General features: G+C 60.4%; 20 protein-coding genes. 11 read left to right on the top strand and 9 right to left on the bottom strand.

Going from position 1 to position 19,567, the window contains the following annotated elements:
• Nucleotides 1-87 precede the first annotated feature (87 nt).
• Complete coding sequence (locus ACYZUC_RS08180) at nt 88-372, top strand: hypothetical protein (RefSeq protein WP_461994936.1); 285 nt, start codon at nt 88-90, stop codon at nt 370-372.
• 153 nt (nt 373-525) lie between these two features.
• Nucleotides 526-1,089 carry a chorismate mutase gene (locus ACYZUC_RS08185; RefSeq protein WP_461994938.1) on the top strand — a complete coding sequence of 188 codons (564 nt, stop codon included), beginning with the start codon at nt 526-528 and terminating at the stop codon, nt 1,087-1,089.
• 8 nt (nt 1,090-1,097) lie between these two features.
• Here the strand turns inward: ACYZUC_RS08185 and ACYZUC_RS08190 are convergent, their stop codons facing one another.
• Nucleotides 1,098-1,613 carry a GNAT family N-acetyltransferase gene (locus ACYZUC_RS08190; protein ID WP_461994940.1) on the bottom strand — a complete coding sequence of 172 codons (516 nt, stop codon included), beginning with the start codon at nt 1,611-1,613 and terminating at the stop codon, nt 1,098-1,100.
• Between the two features lie 30 nt (nt 1,614-1,643).
• Nucleotides 1,644-2,033: a c-type cytochrome gene (locus tag ACYZUC_RS08195; protein WP_461994942.1), complete on the bottom strand. Its 390-nt coding sequence runs from the start codon at nt 2,031-2,033 to the stop codon at nt 1,644-1,646.
• A gap of 185 nt (nt 2,034-2,218) precedes the next feature.
• On the opposite strand from ACYZUC_RS08195, the gene ACYZUC_RS08200 reads away from it, so the two are divergent.
• The 6 genes from ACYZUC_RS08200 to ACYZUC_RS08225 all read left to right on the top strand — a co-directional run bounded on the left by ACYZUC_RS08200 (nt 2,219) and on the right by ACYZUC_RS08225 (nt 9,112).
• Entirely contained in the window at nt 2,219-2,704 is a 486-nt protein-coding gene (locus ACYZUC_RS08200) for an adenosine-specific kinase (RefSeq protein ID WP_461994944.1), read from the top strand.
• 159 nt (nt 2,705-2,863) lie between these two features.
• Nucleotides 2,864-4,237: a glutamine synthetase family protein gene (locus tag ACYZUC_RS08205; RefSeq protein ID WP_461994946.1), complete on the top strand. Its 1,374-nt coding sequence runs from the start codon at nt 2,864-2,866 to the stop codon at nt 4,235-4,237.
• 7 nt (nt 4,238-4,244) lie between these two features.
• Nucleotides 4,245-5,636, top strand: a complete 1,392-nt coding sequence (locus ACYZUC_RS08210) for an aldehyde dehydrogenase family protein (RefSeq protein WP_461994948.1) — start codon at nt 4,245-4,247, stop codon at nt 5,634-5,636.
• 3 nt (nt 5,637-5,639) lie between these two features.
• Complete coding sequence (locus ACYZUC_RS08215) at nt 5,640-6,800, top strand: iron-containing alcohol dehydrogenase (RefSeq protein ID WP_461994949.1); 1,161 nt, start codon at nt 5,640-5,642, stop codon at nt 6,798-6,800.
• A gap of 108 nt (nt 6,801-6,908) precedes the next feature.
• Nucleotides 6,909-8,465 carry an amino acid permease gene (locus ACYZUC_RS08220; RefSeq protein ID WP_461994951.1) on the top strand — a complete coding sequence of 519 codons (1,557 nt, stop codon included), beginning with the start codon at nt 6,909-6,911 and terminating at the stop codon, nt 8,463-8,465.
• A 227-nt stretch (nt 8,466-8,692) separates the two neighbouring features.
• Nucleotides 8,693-9,112, top strand: coding sequence for an organic hydroperoxide resistance protein (locus tag ACYZUC_RS08225; protein ID WP_461994953.1), 420 nt, complete (start codon nt 8,693-8,695; stop codon nt 9,110-9,112).
• Between the two features lie 51 nt (nt 9,113-9,163).
• On the opposite strand, the gene ACYZUC_RS08230 is transcribed toward ACYZUC_RS08225, so the two are convergent.
• On the bottom strand, nt 9,164-9,499 hold the full coding sequence (locus tag ACYZUC_RS08230) for a hypothetical protein (RefSeq protein ID WP_008033343.1): 336 nt from the start codon (nt 9,497-9,499) through the stop codon (nt 9,164-9,166).
• A 778-nt stretch (nt 9,500-10,277) separates the two neighbouring features.
• Nucleotides 10,278-11,438, bottom strand: a complete 1,161-nt coding sequence (gene solA / locus ACYZUC_RS08235) for an N-methyl-L-tryptophan oxidase (protein ID WP_461994955.1) — start codon at nt 11,436-11,438, stop codon at nt 10,278-10,280.
• 282 nt (nt 11,439-11,720) lie between these two features.
• On the opposite strand from solA, the gene ACYZUC_RS08240 reads away from it, so the two are divergent.
• Entirely contained in the window at nt 11,721-11,993 is a 273-nt protein-coding gene (locus tag ACYZUC_RS08240) for a DUF2790 domain-containing protein (protein ID WP_461994957.1), read from the top strand.
• Between the two features lie 48 nt (nt 11,994-12,041).
• Here ACYZUC_RS08240 and ACYZUC_RS08245 read toward each other — a convergent pair whose 3' ends face one another.
• The 5 genes from ACYZUC_RS08245 to ACYZUC_RS08265 all read right to left on the bottom strand — a co-directional run bounded on the left by ACYZUC_RS08245 (nt 12,042) and on the right by ACYZUC_RS08265 (nt 18,156).
• Entirely contained in the window at nt 12,042-12,980 is a 939-nt protein-coding gene (locus ACYZUC_RS08245) for a LysR family transcriptional regulator (protein WP_461994959.1), read from the bottom strand.
• 66 nt (nt 12,981-13,046) lie between these two features.
• The gene (locus ACYZUC_RS08250; RefSeq protein ID WP_461994961.1) at nt 13,047-13,997 is read right to left on the bottom strand and encodes an aldo/keto reductase; all 951 of its coding nucleotides are present in this window, start codon (nt 13,995-13,997) and stop codon (nt 13,047-13,049) included.
• 31 nt (nt 13,998-14,028) lie between these two features.
• On the bottom strand, nt 14,029-15,507 hold the full coding sequence (locus ACYZUC_RS08255) for an efflux transporter outer membrane subunit (protein WP_461994963.1): 1,479 nt from the start codon (nt 15,505-15,507) through the stop codon (nt 14,029-14,031).
• Between the two features lie 19 nt (nt 15,508-15,526).
• Nucleotides 15,527-17,020, bottom strand: a complete 1,494-nt coding sequence (locus ACYZUC_RS08260) for a DHA2 family efflux MFS transporter permease subunit (protein WP_461994965.1) — start codon at nt 17,018-17,020, stop codon at nt 15,527-15,529.
• Nucleotides 17,020-18,156 carry an HlyD family secretion protein gene (locus ACYZUC_RS08265; protein WP_461994966.1) on the bottom strand — a complete coding sequence of 379 codons (1,137 nt, stop codon included), beginning with the start codon at nt 18,154-18,156 and terminating at the stop codon, nt 17,020-17,022. The genes ACYZUC_RS08260 and ACYZUC_RS08265 overlap by 1 nt, the downstream gene beginning before the upstream one ends.
• Nucleotides 18,157-18,382: 226 nt before the next feature.
• Between ACYZUC_RS08265 and ACYZUC_RS08270 the strand changes: the two genes are divergently transcribed.
• Together ACYZUC_RS08270 and mug are read left to right on the top strand one after the other, a co-directional pair.
• The gene (locus ACYZUC_RS08270) at nt 18,383-19,006 is read left to right on the top strand and encodes a TetR/AcrR family transcriptional regulator (protein WP_461994967.1); all 624 of its coding nucleotides are present in this window, start codon (nt 18,383-18,385) and stop codon (nt 19,004-19,006) included.
• 8 nt (nt 19,007-19,014) lie between these two features.
• On the top strand, nt 19,015-19,533 hold the full coding sequence (mug, locus tag ACYZUC_RS08275) for a G/U mismatch-specific DNA glycosylase (RefSeq protein ID WP_461996684.1): 519 nt from the start codon (nt 19,015-19,017) through the stop codon (nt 19,531-19,533).
• Nucleotides 19,534-19,567 lie beyond the last annotated feature (34 nt).

Here is a 19,567-nt window from a genome sequence, read left to right on the forward strand (position 1 = left end):
CACCATCAACTCAATGAAGTTCTCTTAAAAATTGTGCGGCGTAACATCAGCTCCATACCAAACAACTACATCCCGGAGCACACCATCATGAAACGCCAACTCTTCCTCAGCATCGCTTTCTCGGTTTTTGCAGTTAACGCTTTCGCCGCTTCTTCTGCTCACCCGGTTGTCGCTGAAGGCGGTTCGGATCGGTTGATTGAAAGTCGTGTGGCTGAGGGTGGTTCGGATCGTTTGATCGAGAATCGTGTGGCCGAAGGTGGTTCCGACCGTCTGATTGAAAACCGCGTCGCCGAAGGTGGTTCCGACCGTCTGATCGAAAACCGCGTTGCCGAAGGTGGCTCCGACCGTCTGATCGAAAACCGCGCCGTATGAATGAATTGCCCTACCGCGGTACTCAAAAAGAAGCCCGGCCTCACCCGCCGGGCTTTTTCATGCACAAATAAAATCAGCTCCCCCTTAATGCCGCTGGCACACCTGTGATACATAGCTCCTGATTGCGAGTCCCGTATCCAATGAGGTTTGCCCATGTTTTGCTCCCCACGCCTGCTGCTGACCTGCGCCCTGTCCGGTTTACTCGCTTGCGGCGCACAAGCCGGCACGCCCTCCCCGGCGCCCGCCAGTTTGCAACCGCTGCTGGTGACGATAAACGAACGCCTGAACATTGCTGATCTGGTGGCGCTGACCAAATGGGACAGCCACAAACCGATCCATGACAGCGCCCGGGAAGCACAAGTCATCGACAATGCAAGGAAACAAGCGGTTTCGCGCAAACTCGACCCGGACGAGGTCGCCGAGTTGCTCGCGGCGCAGATAGAAGCCAGCAAACTGGTGCAATACGGACTGCTCGCGCAATGGCAAGCGGCAGGCAACGCGCCTGATGTGCCACGGCCGGACCTTGCCAATCAAATCCGGCCGCAGCTGGATGAGTTGCAAAATCGCCTGTTGCAGCACTACGCCGATTTCGCGCCCTATCGCAAAGATCCGAACTGCGCCCAGTGGCTGGCCAAAGAACGGTCGGCGCTGATCAAGGATGGCCTGCATGGGCAGGCACTGATCCGTGCCACCGGGGATTTGTGCATCACCAACTGACGACCGTGTTACCGGCCACTGATTTGGTAAACCACACTCGGCGCCTGACCCGGTACGTCATCCAGCACACCGAATCGCTGCATGCCGATCTTTTCCAGCACGCGTATCGAGGCGACATGCGCCGGCCGGACCAGCGCAAACACTTGCGGCACGTGCAGCTCATCGAATCCATATTCAAGCGCTGCCCGGCTCAACTCGCTCGCGTAGCCTTGACCCCAGGCGGGCACGGCAAACCGGTAGCCGAGGTTTAGCCGTTCGACATCCCCGTAATTGCGCAAGGCAATGCCACCGAAACCGATAACCTCATTCGGGGCGGCACGGGTTGAAAGCGCCCACCACCCATATCCGTGAGTTTCCCAGTGGCGCAGCCATTCATGCAGTTGCGCTTGCGCCTGTTCAATACGGGTCAGCGGCCCGGCCGGGTTGAATTGATTCGTCGCGGGGTCACCGTAGATGGCGAACAGGCTGGCCAGGTCTTCGGCGCGAGGCGGTCTTAATACCAATCGCGAGGTCGTTCGCTGCATCAATCTATCCCTGTCGAAAGTCGGAAAGCCTTACTTCGGCTGAAACGTCTGCAAGTACGCCAGCACATCCTCGATCTTCTCCGGATCGCTGAGCCCCCAGAAAATCATCCGGGTGCCAGGCACCACTTTCTTCGGCGCTTCGAGGTAAGCCGTCAGTGTCTCGCGCGTCCAGACAATGCCGGCGGATTTCATCGCGTCGGAGTACTGGTAATCCGCCACGCTTCCCGAAGGACGGCCGAAAATGCCGTTGAGTTGCGGGCCGAAGCCGCCCCGCGCCGACTCGCCCACTTGATGGCAGCCGCCGCAGATCCGCGTGAACAGTTTCGCCCCGGCTTCAGCATCCCCTGCCGCTGCCGCCGGCGTGCAAAATGCCCCCGCGGTCAGTGAAAGGACGAAGGTGAGGGATACAGCTTTCATCATGTTCGGTTCCAGTGAAGTCAATCGGCGCACCCGGTGCATTTTCGCGCCTACCTTACCCGATTACCGCCGCCCGACGTGCACCGGTCGCCCAAGCGTCGGCCTGGGCGCGAATCTCCTAAAATGAATCGTGAGACTTGAACGGTTGCCAGCCCCTGGCAACACCGTCGTGAAAGGAGGTGTTCGAGATGCAACTCATCACGCAGAAAATCGACAAGCCGCAAGACACGAATTTCATTCTGGGCCAGACCCACTTCATCAAATCCGTCGAGGACATTCACGAAGCGTTGATCAACGCAGTGCCGGGCATCCGCTTCGGCGTGGCTTTTTGCGAAGCCTCGGGCAAATGCCTGGTGCGCTGGTCCGGCACCGATCCCGCCATGATCAAACTGGCCCAGAGCAATGCCCAAGCCATCGGCGCCGGGCACAGCTTCATCATCTTCCTGGGCGACGGCTTCTACCCGCTGAACATATTGAACACGGTCAAGACGGTTCCAGAGGTGTGCCGGATCTTTTGCGCAACCGCCAATCCCACTGAAGTGGTGCTCGCCGAGACAGCACAGGGACGAGCGATTCTGGGTGTGGTCGATGGCTTCTGCGCCAAGGATATTGAAGACGACGAAGACATTCTGTGGCGCAAAAACCTGTTGCGGCAGATTGGCTACAAGCTGTGAATTTAGCGGCTCATAAGGACTTGCAGTTTTCAACAGTAAGCTAAGCTTGGATCAGCTCATTGCTCACGATGCTCGATTCTGCAGGGTTTTGGTTGTTCTGGAGAGCGTCTGCAACAGCTACCTCAGACAGGCCCAACCCTTTCACGCAGGATTGACGTGATGACCGAGCCCCTCCTCAGCTTTGATGCACTCAAGCGCGCGGCTGCCGCTGGCGAAATCGACACCGTATTGGTCTGCATGGTCGACATGCAGGGACGCCTGGTCGGCAAGCGCTTCCAGGTCGAATTTTTTATCGACAGCGGCCACGAAGAAACCCACTGCTGCAATTACCTGCTGGCCGACGACATCGACATGGAACCGGTGCCGGGTTACGCCGCAGCCAGTTGGAGCAAAGGCTATGGCGACTTCGTCCTCAAACCGGACATGTCCACGCTGCGGCGCGTGCCCTGGCTGGAATGCACGGCGCTGGTGCTCTGCGATGTGCTCGATCATCACCATCGAAAGGACTTGCCCCACAGCCCGCGGGCGATTCTGAAAAAACAGGTCGAGCGCCTGCGCGAACGGGGCTACACCGGCATGTTCGCTTCGGAGCTCGAGTTCTACCTGTTCGATGAGAGCTACGAAGCGATCCACCAGCGCAACTACCACCAACCGAAAACCGCCGGGCATTACATCGAGGATTACAACATCCTCCAGACCACCCGCGAGGAACCGGTGCTGCGGGCGATTCGCAAGCATCTGCAAGCGTCCGGCATTCCCGTGGAAAACTCCAAGGGTGAATGGGGCCCCGGCCAGGAAGAAATCAACATTCGTTATGCCGATGCCCTGACCATGGCCGACCACCACGTCATCATCAAGCACGCCTGCAAAGAGATCGCGCAGCTGCAAGGCAAGGCGATCACGTTCATGGCCAAGTGGCGCTATGACGCCGCCGGGTCCAGCAGCCATATCCATAATTCGCTGTGGGACAAGAACGCCAAGAAGCCGTTGTTCTTCGACGCCAAAGCCGAGTTCGGCATGTCGAAACTGATGCGCGCCTGGGTCGCCGGGCAGCTCAAGTACGCCAACGACATCACCTGCTTTCTGGCGCCCTACATCAACTCGTACAAGCGCTTCCAGGCCGGCACTTTCGCGCCGACGCGGGCGGTATGGAGCCGCGACAATCGCACCGCCGGCTTTCGTTTGTGTGCCGAAGGCAGCAAATCCATCCGCATCGAATGCCGCATCGGCGGCGCCGACCTCAACCCATATCTGGCCTTCGCCGCGCTGATCGCAGCGGGCCTGGCCGGGATCGACGAGAAGCTTGAACTCGCGGCGCCGTTCGAGGGCGATGCCTACCTCGATGAGCATTTGCCGGAAGTATCGAAAACCCTGCGCGATGCCTGCTCCGCCCTCAAGGGGTCGAGCATGTTGCGCGAGGCGTTCGGCGATGAGGTGGTCGATCACTACGTGCACACCGCCGAGTGGGAGCAGAAAGAGTACGACCGGCGGATCACTGACTGGGAACTGCAGCGCGGCTTCGAGCGCTATTGAGCACACCATGACTGCGAAGATTCAGCTTATTTCTCCGGTCGATGGCCGGGTGTACGTCGAGCGCCAACAAATAGATACGGCCCGGCTCCTTCAGGCGCTTGGGGCGGCTGCAACTGCCCAGGCGCATTGGAAGCGCCGACCACTGAGCGAGCGTGCAGCTTTTTGCAGTGCCGCTGTGGACGCGATGCTCGCCATGAAAGATGAAATCGTGCCGGAGCTGGCCTGGCAAATGGGTCGACCGGTGCGTTATGGCGCTGGCGAGCTGCGCGGTTTCGAAGAGCGTGCCCGGCACATGATCGCTATTGCGCCCGAAGCGCTTGCCGCCGTTGAGCCCGCACCGGTCGCGGGTTTTCGGCGTTACATCAAACGCGAGCCGCTAGGTACGGTGCTCGTGATCGCCCCGTGGAACTACCCCTACCTGACCGCCGTCAACACGATTATTCCGGCGTTGATGGCGGGCAACAGCGTCATCCTCAAACACGCCTCGCAAACCCTGCTGGTCGGCGAGCGTTTCGCTGAAGCTTTTCGCCGGGCCAATCTGCCTGAAGGGTTGTTCCAGAACCTGCTGCTCAGTCATGCCAGTACCGCAGTAGCCATCGTCACCGGAGACGTACAACAGGTGAACTTCACGGGTTCGGTGGACGCTGGCCTGCAAGTCCAACAAGCAGCCATCACGGATTTCATCGGCATGGGCCTGGAGCTCGGCGGCAAAGACCCGGCCTACGTTCGCGCCGACGCCAATCTCGAACACGCCGTGGAAAACCTGGTGGACGGCAGCTTCTTCAACTCCGGGCAAAGCTGCTGCGCGGTCGAGCGCATCTATGTGGACGAGAAAATCTATCCCGCCTTCGTCGAGCGCTTCGCCGATTTGACTCGCCAGTACGTGTTGGGCAACCCGCTGGACGAAGCCACCACGCTGGGTCCAATGGTCTCGCCGGCCGCCGCTGATTTTGTTCGCGGACAGATTGCCGACGCGTTGGCCGAGGGCGCCAAAGCGTTGATCGATCCGAAGGCGTTTCCCGCCGACGTACCGGGCAGCGCTTACCTGGCGCCGCAGGTACTGGTGGACGTCACTCATGAAATGTCGGTGATGCGCGACGAAAGCTTCGGCCCTGTGGTCGGCATCATGCCGGTGACTGGCGACGACGAAGCCATCGCCTTGATGAACGACAGTGAGTTCGGACTCAGCGCGTCGATCTGGACCGAGGACCTCGCCGCCGCCGAACGCCTCGGCAACGAGATCGCCACCGGCACCGTCTTCATGAACCGCTGCGATTACCTCGACCCGGCGCTGGCCTGGACCGGGGTCAAGAACAGCGGGCGCGGCGTCACCCTGTCGCGCCTGGGTTACGAGCACCTGACCCGCGCCAAATCCTTTCATCTGCGCCACGAGGTGTAGGTCATGAACCTGACTGGAAACTGGAACTACCCCACCAGCATTCGCTTCGGTGTCGGGCGCATCGCCGAGCTCGCCGAGGTCTGCCGCAGCCAGGGTATCCAACGCCCGTTGCTGGTCACCGACAGCGGCCTGGGGCGCGCGGCGATCACCACGGCGGCGGTGGATGCGTTGCGCGCCGCCGGCCTTGGCGTCGCGCTGTTTTGTGACCTCAAGCCCAATCCGGTCGAGGCCAACCTGGCCGGTGGGCTCGAAGCCTGGCGCACCGGCCAGCACGATGGCGTGGTTGCCTTCGGCGGTGGCAGCGGCCTGGACATGGGCAAGCTCATCGCGTTCATGAGCGGCCAGACCCGACCGGTGTGGGATTTTGAAGATATCGGCGACTATTGGACCCGAGCCGACGACAGCCACATCGCCCCGGTGATTGCCGTGCCGACCACGGCGGGAACCGGTTCCGAAGTCGGTCGTGCGGCGGTGATCATCGACGAGCGCACGCACACCAAACGCATCATCTTCCACCCGAAAATGATGCCGCGCGTGGTCATCAGTGATCCGGCACTCACCGTCGGCATGCCGGCAAAAGTCACCGCCGGCACTGGCATGGATGCGTTCGCCCATTGCCTGGAGGCGTATTGCGCTCCCGGTTTTCACCCGCTGGCCGACGGCATTGCGGTGGAAGGCATGCGCCTGGTGGCCAATGCCCTGGTGCGCGCCGTCCATACACCTTCGGACCTTGAGGCGCGCGCGCACATGCTCGCCGCCGCCGCGATGGGCGCCACCGCGTTCCAGAAAGGCCTCGGTGGAATGCACGCGCTCTCGCATCCGGTGGGCGCGCTGTACGACACCCATCACGGCATGACCAATGCCACGTTCATGCCGTATGTGTTGCAGTTCAACCGCCCGGCCATCGAGGAACGCATCATCCGCCTCGCGGCTTATCTGCGCCTGCCCTCCCCCGGCTTCGACAGTTTTCTGGCCTTCGTGCTCAAGCTGCGCAAAGACATCGGCGTGCCGCACACGCTGGTTGAGTTGGGCGTGGATGACCGGCAGGCCGACCTGATCGCGGACATGGCGATTGTTGATCCCTCGGCCAGCGGCAATCCCCTGCCATTGACCAAGATCGGTGTGGCCAGCATTTTCGACGCGGCTTATCACGGCCGCGTTTAGATCCAGAGCAGTATCGGTTGGAAAAAGGAGCAGTACGACAAGGTGTTGAAGGCCAGCCCATTGCGCACACGCCAATGGATTGAATCAAAACCTGATGGGGTACACAGCATGAACCCAGCAAGCCAGCCCGGCACCGACACGCATGACGATGACGTCAAGGCGTTGCACAACATGGGCTATGCCCAGCAACTCTCGCGACGAATGGGGGTTTTCTCCAACTTCGCGATTTCCTTTTCGATCATCTGCATCCTCTCGGGTGGCATCAATTCACTGGCCCAGGGCACTTCGGGTGCAGGGGGTGCGGCGATTGGCATCGGCTGGCCCATCGGCTGCCTGATCTCCGGGGTTTTCGCGCTGGCCATGGCGCAGATTTCTTCGGCCTACCCCACTGCTGGCGGTCTCTATCACTGGGGCTCGATTCTCGGGAATCGCTTCACTGGCTGGCTGACGGCCTGGTTCAATCTGCTGGGACTGGTCACGGTGCTCGGCGCGATCAACGTCGGCACCTATTACTTCTTTTTCGGTGCCTTCGGACCGGCGCTGGGAATGGAAGACACCACCACGGTGAGGGTGATTTTCCTGGCGATCCTGACCGGCATCCAGGCCTTGTGTAACCATCTGGGCATCGGCCTGACCGCGAAACTCACCGACTTCTCGGGCTACCTGATTTTCGCCACGGCGCTCGCGCTGACCATCGTCTGCCTGATTTCCGCGCCCAGCTATGAGTTCGCCCGGTTGTGGACTTTCGGCAACTATTCCGGTGAAGCCGGCGGCAGTGTCTGGCCACAGGTGTCGAACAGCTGGGTGTTCATGCTCGGCCTGCTGTTGCCGATCTACACCATCACCGGTTATGACGCCTCGGCGCACACCTCCGAAGAGACCCGCAATGCCGCGATGTCGGTGCCGCGCGGCATGGTCATGTCGGTGGTCTGGTCGTTGCTGTTCGGTTGGGTGATGCTTTGTTCGTTCGTGTTGCTCCTGCCGAGCATGGACGAAGCGGCGAAACAAGGCTGGAACGTGTTCTTCTGGGCCATGAACGCCCAGGTGAGCCCGAACATCAAACTCGCGCTGTACGTGGCGATTTTCATCTCGCAGTTTCTCTGCGGGCTGGCGACCGTGACCTCGGTGTCACGCATGATCTTCGCGTTCTCCCGTGACGGTGGCCTGCCCTGCTCGAAAGCCCTGGCCTCGGTCTCGACGAAATATCGCAGCCCGGTGGCAGCCATCTGGACCGGCGCGACCCTGGCGGTCTTGTTCGACTGGGGCTCGTCGGTGATCTCGATCGGGGCAACGCCGGTCTACACCATCGTGGTCTCCTGCACGGTGATCTTCCTGTTTTTCTCTTTCATCATTCCCATCGTGCTGGGCCTGTTCGCCTACGGAACGTCGAAGTGGCCAACCATGGGGCCGTGGAACATGGGGCACGCTTTTTACTCCTTGTTCGCCGTGCTCTCGGTGCTCTCGATGGTGGTGATCTTCGTCATCGGCATCCAGCCACCGAACGATTGGGCGCTGTACATCACCATCGGCTTCCTGGTGCTGACGGCCATCGTCTGGTTCGGTTTTGAAGCGCGGCGCTTTCAGGGGCCGCCGATGGGTGACCTGATCATCAAGCGCCAGGCGGAAATCGCGGCGGCGGAGGCGGCGCTGAACAAGCAGGCGTGAAGGCTTTATCTGTAGGAGCGAGCCGGTCTCGCTCCTAAAGGGGTTCCTGGTGCTCGATTTGTATCAGTGTGTATTTTTGCGGGGTGATCTTACACGGCGATACACAAGCGCCGGTTCAGGACACATCCGCATTACATGGAAGTGAAAAAGTGGGCCACATCGGACAGTCAGACACGCTCCGATAGACGCAGACATTGAAGAGCCCACTCATCTCAGCAGGAACCGCCATGATCAATCAAATCGACACCGTGCTTTACACCGGCAAGACCCACACAACCGGAGGCCGCAATGGCGAGTCGCGAAGCGACGATGGCCGTCTGGACGTCAAGCTTAGCGCCCCTGGTTCTTCCGGCAGCGGCACCAACCCTGAACAACTGCTGGGCGCTGGTTGGTCGGCCTGCTTCATCGGCGCCATGGGCAAGGCAGCCATCGCGTTGAAAGTGACCTTGCCGACAGACGTGTCTGTCGATACCGAAATAGACCTGGGCAAGACCGAAAACGCCTTTTTCCTGCAAGCGCGCCTCAACGTCAGCCTTCCCGGCCTGGACCCTGCCGTCGCACGGTCGGTGGTGGATGCCGCGCACCAGACCTGCCCGTATTCGAAGGCGACCCGTGGCAACATCGATGTCGTGATCAACCTGATCTGACCGGGACGACAAGCGCGGCCTGCCATTGCGGCAGGCTGCGCTGGCGATCACTTACTGAACGTTTTTCAGCTTGATCACATCACCGGAAACCTTGGTGGTGTAACCGCTCAGGACCCAGGCCCAGAACCAGTTTTCCTGCACTTGGGTGTTGATCAGTGCATCGCCGCCCTTGGCTTTGATCGCAGCGTCTTGCGCGCGAACAAAACGGCTGTTCTGGCGAATCGGGATAACGCCAAACAGCATCAGGCCCGTGGCGCTCGCTTCACTGTGGCCAACCACCGTGTATTGGCTGGCGTCGTATTGCTGAGTCTTCATCGGGGCGCCGGTGCAACCCGCCAGAACCAGGCCGAACAGGGTAACGGCAACAACTTTGCTGAGGTGATTCACTGAATGACTCCTTGGGTAAACGCCCGGGATCCGTCTCTCGGGCGGCGCACACTTTACCGGAAATGATGGCCAATTAGTATCAATCCACCCTCCACGGCAAACCTGGCGCCTACGATCGTGGGGTGTCCGGGATCTTGGGTTCACCCCAAACCTGTAGGAGCCCGGCTTGCCGGCGATGGCGACTTCACGGACGCCTTCGCCGGCAAGCCTGGCTCCTACGGATTGGGGGATGTTCGGGATTTTAGGTTCACACCAAACCTGTAGGAGCCCGGCTTGCTGGCGATGGCAATTTCACGGGCGCCATCGCCGGCAAGCCGGCTCCTACGGATCGCGGGATGTTCGGGATTGTGGGTTCACACCAAACCTGTAGGAGCCCGGCTTGCCGGCGATGGCGATTTCACGGGCGCCATCGCCAGCAAGCCGGCTCCTACGGATCGCGGAGTGTCCGGGATTAGGGGCTCACACAAAACCTGTAGGAGCCGGCTTGCCGGCGATGGCGATTTCACGGACGCCATCGCCAGCAAGCCGGCTCCTACGGATTGGGGGGATGTCCGGGATTAGGGGTTCACACAAAACCTGTAGGAGCCGGCTTGCTGGCGATGGCGATTTCACGGGCGCCTTCGCCGGCAAGCCTGGCTCCTACGGATCGCAGGGTGGCCGGGATCTTGGGTTCACCCCAAACCTGTAGGAGCCCGGCTTGCTGGCGATGGCGATTTCACGGACGCCTTCGCCGGCAAGCCTGGCTCCTACGGATCGCGGGGTGTTCGGGATCGGCAAGTCAGGCAAACCGCTTCAACGAAAACGCAGACAGGTCCAGGTCACTGCTGCCACGCACGCACCACTGCGCCACCGCCTCGCCCAATGCTGCGGAATGTTTGAAACCATGTCCCGAACAGGCCGACACCACCAGGGTGTTTTTCAGCGACGGATGCTCGTCGATGATGAAGTGCGAATCCGGCGTGACGGTGTACGCGCACACCGCCGACTTGAGCACACGCGAAGTCACGCCTGCGATCCGGCCCCGCACCTGACGTTCGAACATGTCGCTTTCCTCGGCGGCGCTGACGGTGCGGTCCAGCGTGTCTGGCGAGGATTCTTCAGTGTATTGCTCCGTCGCGACTTTCACGCTGCCCTCGCCCGGTAACGGCGGGAAGCCATAGAAGGACTGCGCCGGGCCGTGGCTAAGGATGAACGTCGGTGACACCTCGGCAAACCGGGCGTGTTCTTCCTGTTCAAACCAGAACAGTTTCTGCCGACACACCCGCAACAAACGGTCGAACGGCTGTCCCAACAAATCCCGGGACCACATGCCGGCACTGACCACGACTTTGTCGGCGCGGATCGTGCGCTGGTCGGTGGTGAGGGTGACACCCTGCTCGTCCGAGCGGATATGCATGACGGTTTCGCCCTTGAACAACGTGGCGCCGTGTTCCTCGGCGAGCTGCAATTGCACCGCGATGCAGCGTTCCGGCCGGACGTAACCGCCACTCGGTTCGAAGTAGCCGACGGCAGTGTCCAGCACCTGGGAAAACTGTGGGAATCGTTGGCGAATCTGTTCGGCGGACAACACGTCATGCTCGATGCCGTAAGTGTTCGCCAGTTGAAGGGTGCGGTTCGTGAAGTCGTTGGCATCGTCGGCGTCATAGCCGGGGCTGGAGCTCAACACCAGCACGCCGCACTGCTCGAACAGCGACTCGCCGGACAGCGCTTCGAGTTCACGCCAGATCCGATGCGAGTTGCGGACAATGGGCACGTACGCCGCACCTTCGCCGACCGAGAGCCGAGTGATGCGCGTGTCCCCATGGCTGGAGCCCTGCGTGTGGGGAGGATGGTGTCGGTCGACGCCGATGACCCTGACCCCGGATTTCGCCAGTTGATACACCGTCGCGGCGCCCATCGCGCCGAGTCCGAGCACTGCTACTTCACACCGATGTTCCATATCGTCACCGTCCTGAAAAGGACCATTTGAGTCTGAAAACCGCTGAAAACTCAAGAGCGAAAACATGGCGCTATCAAGCGAAGTGGTCGGGGAGAAATCAGGCGGCCTGAGCCTGCCGATTCAGGATTCATGCGAAATCCGACAACAGTGTTTGTCCGGTCGACCAATATATGGCTAAGCCATAAACACCTAGCATCGACTCTACCCAACGAGCCATTGAAGTTGTCAGCAACTTGCTCGCCAGGTAACAACCCCGAAATAGTCGATGCCAAGGTGAATACCATGAACGTTTTAAAAGCTGCGCTGTTCCTTGCTCTTGGAAGTTTGACCGCACAGGCCTTTGCAGACGAAAGTCATGCCAATGCAGAAACCAGCCAGATACCGGTTGAAAGTTACACCTACGGAATGAAGCTTGATATTCAGAAGATCATTACGGTGTCGGACATTGCAAACGAATGCGCGCCAGTGCCGGCCCAAATGATTTATGAAGACTCTCACGGTCAGCGGCATACCCTGCAATATCAAGTCATGGGCACAGGCTGCTCGAACGGTTGAGTAGCGTGCGGACGATGGAGGGTCGACACTCCATGCCTGCCGCGCCTGTCAGGGTTTTGCTGGCGAACCGACAATGTCCTCATCGGAGGCCAACAGACCCGGAATGTAGTCTTTCAGAAACTCCACCCATGTCCTGATCTTCGCATCCACGAACTTTCGTGACGGGTAGATGGCAAACAAGTTGAATTCCTCGAAATGATAATCCGGCAACACGCGCACTAACGTGCCGGCTTTTAGTCCGTCCACGGCAGACGCAATAGGTTGAATACCGATCCCCATTCCATTCTTTATCGCGACCGTCATCGCATCGGCGGTATTGACGTGAAAGGGAGAGACCGGAATGTTCACCGTCTCCACGCCGTCCGGCCCCTCGAATGCCCAGTTTTCAACCGGCATGACCGTATTCACAATCCGCAGACAATCATGTGCGCCAAGCGCCCCTGGAGAATCAGGGTGTCCGCGTTTCTTCAAGTACGCCGGCGAAGCGCAGAGGATGCTGTAAGTGATGCCCAGCCTTTGAGCGACAAACCCGGAATCGGGCAGGTCCCGCGCTAACACGATCGACATGTCATACCCCTCCTCCAGCAAATCGGGCAGCCGATTGGTCAGGGTCAGATCAAACATCACCGAGGGGTGAGTCTCTCGGTACTTGGCAATCGCATCGATCACGTAATGGTTGCCGATGGCGGACATCGCGTGAATCTTCAGCCGGCCCACCGGCGTGATGTGAGCGGTTCCTGCTTCCTCATCGGCTTCACGCACCTCTTCAAGAATTTTCTCGCAGCGCTGCAAGTAGCGCACACCGGCTTCGGTCAATGCCAGGCGTCGCGTGGTCCGGTTGATCAGGCGTGTTTGAAGCCGGGCCTCCAGACTGGTCACCGCTTTGGAAATGTTGGTCGTGGTGGTGTCCAGCATCTGCGCCGCCGCCGTAAAGCTGCCGGTTTGGGCGACAGCCACAAAAAAACGCATGGTCTGGAAAATGTCCATCGCTAGGCCTCAAGGGTCTGGATAAAAAAGGGCGACCTTACGGCAGGCCGCCCTTCGCGTATCGGGCTACTTCTTGCGTGGAATAAAACCGGGAACACCGGTTTCCACCACCGAATTGAACCGTATCCGAGTGGTGATCTCTTCCTTGATTTCAAGCATCGCCCGGTGTGGCAGCGTGGACAGATCGAAGTTTTCCCGGATGTGGCTCGGTGTCGCCGACGTGGTCAGAAACGCCACGCCCCGCTGCACCGACCAGGCCAGCGCCACTTGCGCCGGGGTCTTCTGCACGCGCCGGGCGATCCCGGTAATCACCGAATCCTCCAGCACATTGGGCTCCATGCCATGGCCGAGTGGTGCAAACGCCAGGACGATAATTCCATGTTGCTGACAAAACTCAAGCAGTTCCCATTCCGGCAAATAAGGATGGGACTCGACCTGCACGACGGCGGGCTTGATCCGCGCCTCGGCGACAATCGCTTGCAACGCCGGCAACGTGATGTCCGACAAGCCGATGGACTTGCACCGACCTTCATCCACCAGACGCTCAAGTGCCCGCCATGTCTCGATCAACGTGACCCCTGAATCGTAGATGACGTTGCCTTGCTCGTCCCTCGGGTCCTGGTTCTCACCGGGTTGAAAGGCAAACGGCGTATGGATCAGGTAGCAGTCGATGTAGTCCACTTGCAGCCGTCGGCAACTGGCCTCGAACGCCGGTTGAACCCGCTCGGGGCGGTGGTTGGTGTTCCACAGTTTGGTGGTGATGAACAGGTCTTCGCGGCGGATTGTTCCGCTCGCCATCACCTCTTGCAAGGCAATGCCGACCTGTTCTTCATTTCGATAGCGTTCTGCACAATCGAAATGACGAAAGCCTGCGTGCAGGGCCTCCTTGACCGCTTGCGTGGTGACCGTGAGATCACGAAACAGCGTGCCGAACCCAACCGCCGGCATTTCACCCGCGCCATGGTTGAGCGCAAAACGTTGATCGCGAAGTGCATCGTGAAAGGCTTCGTAAGACATGTCTTTACTCCAATTGTCGGGGCCGCAGCCGCTATTGATACGCAGGGTTCTGTGCTTCGCGTGTGGCCACCCGTTGCTCGAATGCGCCAACGGAATTACCGCCGAGCGCCACGTACAGGCGCACCGTGTCGAGGTATTGCGCCGTCTTGATCTGGATCCGCCCCAGCAACGCCTGCTGATAAGCGCGCTCCGCTTCCAGCACCTGGAGAATGCTGTTCTCGCCTTGCGCGTAGGCTTGCTGGTTCAAGCGCAAACTGGTGTCGGCCGCGCGCAAAGCGTCTTCCTGCGCAAGGTTTTCCTCGGCGTCATGGTTGATGGCTTGCAGCGTGTCGGCGACCTGGCCGAACGAACTGATCACGGTTTGCTGGTAACCGGCGAGTGTCGCGTTGTAGCCATCGATGGCAGCCTGACGTTCAGCCTTGAGCGTTCCACCATCAAAGATCGGCCCCGCCAGCCCTGCCGCGAAGCCCCAGAGAGCGGCACCGCCATTGCCCGAAGCGGCCTGTGCCAGCGACGCGGACAACGTGACGTGGGGATAGAGGTTCGCGGTTGCGACGCCGACGGCAGCGCTGGCCATGTGCAGTTCTGCTTCTGCCTGGCGCACATCCGGCCGGTCGTGGGCCATTTCAGAAGGCAAGCTGACAGGCACGTTGGCCGGCAATGCAAACTCGGCCAGGTCGAAGTCCGGCGCGATCCAGTCGCCCGGGCCTTTGCCCGTCAGAATCGACAGCGCGTGGCGTGCCGAATCGCGCTGCTGAGCCAGAGGCGGCAACAACGTGCGGTCTTGAGCGAGCCGGGTTTCGGCCAGCGAAACATCGATCTGCGTGGTGCTGCCATTGGCGTGGGCCATGCGCACGAGGTCGAGGTTTTTCGCGTCGTTGGCCAGCAGTTTTTCGACGGCCTGCATCTGCGCATTCGCAGACGCCACCAGCAACGCCTGACTGGCGACATTACCGGTCAGGGTCAGGTACGCCGCTTCGTAGCGATGCTTTTGCAGATCGGCAAACGCTTCCTGTTGCTCCACCAAGCGCTTGTTGCCGCCGAACGCATCCAGGTCAAAACCGACCCGTGGCCCGATCGCATAGAAGTTGGAGACGGCCGGCTCTTTGGCGTTATGAACCCGTTGACGGCCCGCTTGGGCGCCAAAATCGACTTGCGGGTACAACGCACCTTCCGCCGCGGTCACCGAGGACGCCGCCTGGCGGATGGTTGCATCCGCCGCCACCAGTTCAAGATTGCCCGCAATGGCCCGACGCACCACCGTGTCGAGCTTCTGCGAACGGAACGCCGTCCACCAGTCACCGCGGACCTTCTGGCCCAGGTCAATCTGCTTGTTGCCACGCTGACCGAGACGCTGTTCGGCCTGTTGATCGTAGTGCTGCGACTGGCTCGGCGCAGGCATTTGGTAGTCAGGGCCGACGGTACAGGCGGTCAGGAACACCAACACTGCCGCCGCGCCGAACGTGGTTTTGAACGTCTGTCTGTTGATTGCGAGCGCATGAGATTTCATTTGGCACACTCCACGAAAACTAGTTGGCCGCAGCCGGCTTGCGAAGAAAGACCACCAGTGGACTCACCACCAGCATCACCACCAGCAAAATCTTGAATTGACCGATCAGCGCGATAAAAGCCGCCTGGCCCGTGATCATTTCGTTGAGCCCTTCCAGGGCTTGCAGGGACGTCGGCACGGAAAGCGCAGCCGCGCGATAAGGCGTCAGGTTGCTGACCAGCGCCGTGTGCATCGCTTGCGTGTTGTTGAAGAAAAACAACTGCACAATCGCAACGCCCAAAGTGCTGCCGTACACCCGTGACAGGTTGAACAAACCGGTGCCTTCCGGGCGCAACGCGGGGTCGAGCGTGCTGAACGCAACCTTGGTCAGCGACGGCATCAAGACGCCGATGCCAATGCCCTGAACCGCACCGGCCACCGCCACCGGCCACTCGTCCATCAACGGCGAATAACCGAGCATCAGCCAGTTGGCATAGACCACCAGGGCGACACCTGCCGCCACGAACCCGCGGCGGTCAAAGCGCTCGGGAACACGGCCCATCAGCAGGAACGCGCCGACCAGTCCGACGCCACGCGGGATCGTCAGGAACCCCGTGGTGTCCGGCGGGTAGCCGAGAATTTCGTCGAGCATCGGCGAGGTCAGCGCCATGGTCGACAGCAGCACGAAACCCACGGCGAAAAAGATGACCGTCGACAGCACAAAATTGCGGTCGTCGAACAAACGCTTGTTGAGAAAATGCACCTTCGCCGTCAGCACATGCACCGCGAACAGATAGAACCCCAGTGCACAGCCCAACGCTTCCAGACAGATCTCGGTCGAGGTAAACCAGTCCAGGCGTTCACCACGGTCGAGCAGCATTTGCAGGCTGATCAAACCCAACGTGAAAGTGCCAAAGCCAAAGAAGTCGAATGACGGCCGCTGCTCGGCCTTCTTCTCCTTCAGCAAAAGCGCCATCACCAGGAAGATGTACGCCGACAACGGCAGGCTGATGTAGAAGATCGGCCGCCAGCCGAAATGTTCGCCGATCCAGCCACCGATGCTCGGCCCGCTGACGATGCCGAACAACACGATGGCGGTCCACGTCGCGCCAAACTTCGCACGCTTCTCGAGGGCCAGGGTCTCCATCGAAATCGCCATCGACAACGGCGCAAGCACGCCACTCGCGAGCCCCTGGATGATCCGCGCACCGACGAATTCCAGCGGCGTCGTGGCCAGCGTCGCAAGCAGCAAGCCAAGGGCAAAAAAGGCCAGCGCGGTCAGATAAACACGCTTCAAGCCATAACGCCCGGCGAGCCATTGCGCGACCGGCAGGGTGATGGCGCTCGCAGCGAGGTACGAGGTGAAGATCCAGCCCGCCTGGTCGTCGGTCATCGACAGGCTGCCCTGAATCAACCTGAGTACCGCGTTCGGCACAGGCAGGTTCGCCGACTGCATGTACGTCGCCAGCAGCGCCGCGAACCTAAGCGCATGCGCGCCCTCTCTCGCCGGTTTTCCACTCTGTTGGCTGTTCATCAGGCGCCACCCGCAGTCAGCAATGCTTTGAGCGGATGCCACCACGGCGTGCGATAGCCGGTATCGACCTTGACCGTGGCGCTGGTGCCCGAGAACAGCGCGAGGGCAGGATCCGCCTCATCGAGTTCGAGGCGCACCGGAACGCGCTGCACCACCTTGACCCAATTGCCGGTCGCGTTCTCCGGCGGCAGCAGGGCGAAGTCCGAGCCGGCCCCCGGGCTCATGCTGGTGACGTGGGCCTTGAACACGTGATTGGGATAGGTATCGATGCTGATGGTCGCTGCCTGCCCGGGGCGCATATGGGTGACCTGCGTCTCGCGGAAGTTGGCCTCGATCCAGATCTCGCGATCGGACAGCAGCGCAAACGCCGGCGCGCCGTTGTTGACGAAGTTGCCCACCTGCAAGTCGTCGACCTTGGCGACAATGCCATCGTCCGGCGCGTACACCGTCGCATACCCGAGGTAGAGTTGCGCCTCGTCCAGTTGAGCCCTGGCCTCGCGCACCGTCGGGTGACTGTCCGCGTCGATGTTCGGGTTGCCGCTGAGCGCAACGACGGTGCTGGCGATCTGTTGTTCGATCGACGCAATGCGCTGCCGTGCCACTTTCAGGTCGGTGTCCGCCCGCTCGTAAACGGCCCGCGAGACAAACTCGGAGGCGACCAGTGTTTTCTTGCGGGCAAACTCTTTCTGGTCGAAATCCGCGGACTCTCTGGCGGACTGCAACTCGGCCTGCTGCTGCCGGTAACTGGCCTTGAGCCCATCGATACGCAGCCGCGCGACGCTCAACTGTGCTTCTGCACGGTTGACCGCGATCTGAAACGGCTCCGGGTTGATGCGGAACAGCACCTGGCCTTTGTGCACAGGCTGATTGTCCTGAACCGCAATCTCGACGACCTGTCCGGAAACGCGTGCGTTGATCGAGGCCTTGGCCACCCGGGCGTAGGCGTTGTCGGTCGAAACAAAGGGCTCGCCCGCCTGATAGCGTGCGTAGCCAAACGCGGCGAAAAGCAGCGGCACACCGACCATCAGCAAGGGCCGCATTTTCGCTTTGAACGGTTTTTTCACGGGCGCGTCAGCCGGGTTCGGGCCAGGATGCCCGAGGGTCTGTGTCGCTGAGAGATCGAACTGTTTAGTCATGATCGAATACACCTTTAACCGGGAAATCGGGCTAACACCCACTGGAACAGCGCCTTACCGTGTGCGCTCGGGAGGATCGCTCCGCCGCACCTGTTTCGTAGCCGCAATACCCCGATCGAGCTCCGCTACAACAAACCCGCAAGCAAGGAATTTCTGGTTCCTTAATTTTGTGCGATAGTGTAAGAATATAGCCACGCCACCCCCAGACTCAAGGATTTTGTACGACATGGCACAAAATAAAACTACCGAGGGCAAAGGACGCGGCCGTCCTCGCGCCTATGACCCGCAGACTGCCTTGCAACAAGCGCTCGGTGTGTTTTGGAACACCGGCTATTCCGGTGCGTCTCTGGACAGCATCGCCAGCGCAGCCGGGATGAACCGGCCGAGCCTGTATGCCGCATTCGGCGACAAGCACGCGCTCTATATCAAAGCGCTTGAGCAATATTGGGAGTTCGCCGCCGCCGCCATGCACGAGGCGCTGACGAGCGAAGAGCTGACTTTGCGCCAGGCGTTGATGCAGTTTTACGAGGGGCAGTTGTCGATTTACTTCTCGGGTGACGGCCAACCCCGTGGTTGCTTTGCGATTGGCACGGCAACCACCGAAGCCGTCGAAGATCCGGAAATTCGCGATGTACTGTCGGATCGACTCAGCCGACTGGATGCCGACCTCGAAGCGCGTCTGCGCGTGGCCATTGATAAAGGAGAGCTCAAGGACGATGTCGACGCTGCGGCCCTCGCCGTGCTCGCCTCCTCCCTGCTGCACAGCATTTCCATCCGTGCGCGGGCGGGCAAATCCCGGGCTGAACTGACCGAGATCGCACGCAATGCGATCAACGTGATCTGCGCTTGAGCGACGTCATGACGGGCAACAGACTCGAAGACAGGCTGGCAAAGCATCTGGCGGTGGTTTTTTGCGGCATTAACCCCGGCATGATGGCCGCCGCCCAAGGGCATCATTTTGCGGGCCGCAGCAATCGCTTCTGGCGCACCCTTCATCTGGCCGGCTTTACGCCGGAGGAAGTTCGCCCGGAAGATGACCGGACAATCGTGCAGTATCACTGTGGTTTAACGGCCGTGGTGGAGCGACCAACGGCGCGCGCGGATCAGTTGTCGGTGGATGAATTCATCGCCGCCGCTACGCAGTTTGAACAGAAGATCGCGCACTATGCGCCACGCTGTGTGGCTTTTCTCGGCAAGGCCGCCTATGGCGCGTTATCCGGCCAGCGCAACGTGGCCTGGGGGCTTCAGTCGCAAACGTTCGGTAACGCCTCGGTCTGGGTCTTGCCCAACCCCAGTGGCCGCAATCGCGCTTTCACCCTGGATCAACTGGTTGACGCGTATCGACAACTCTATCTGGCCCAACTTGGTGTTAAATAGCACGCTGTCGCGTAATGCAGTGCAACGAGAACGG

The organism is Pseudomonas sp. GT1P32 (assembly GCF_054897805.1).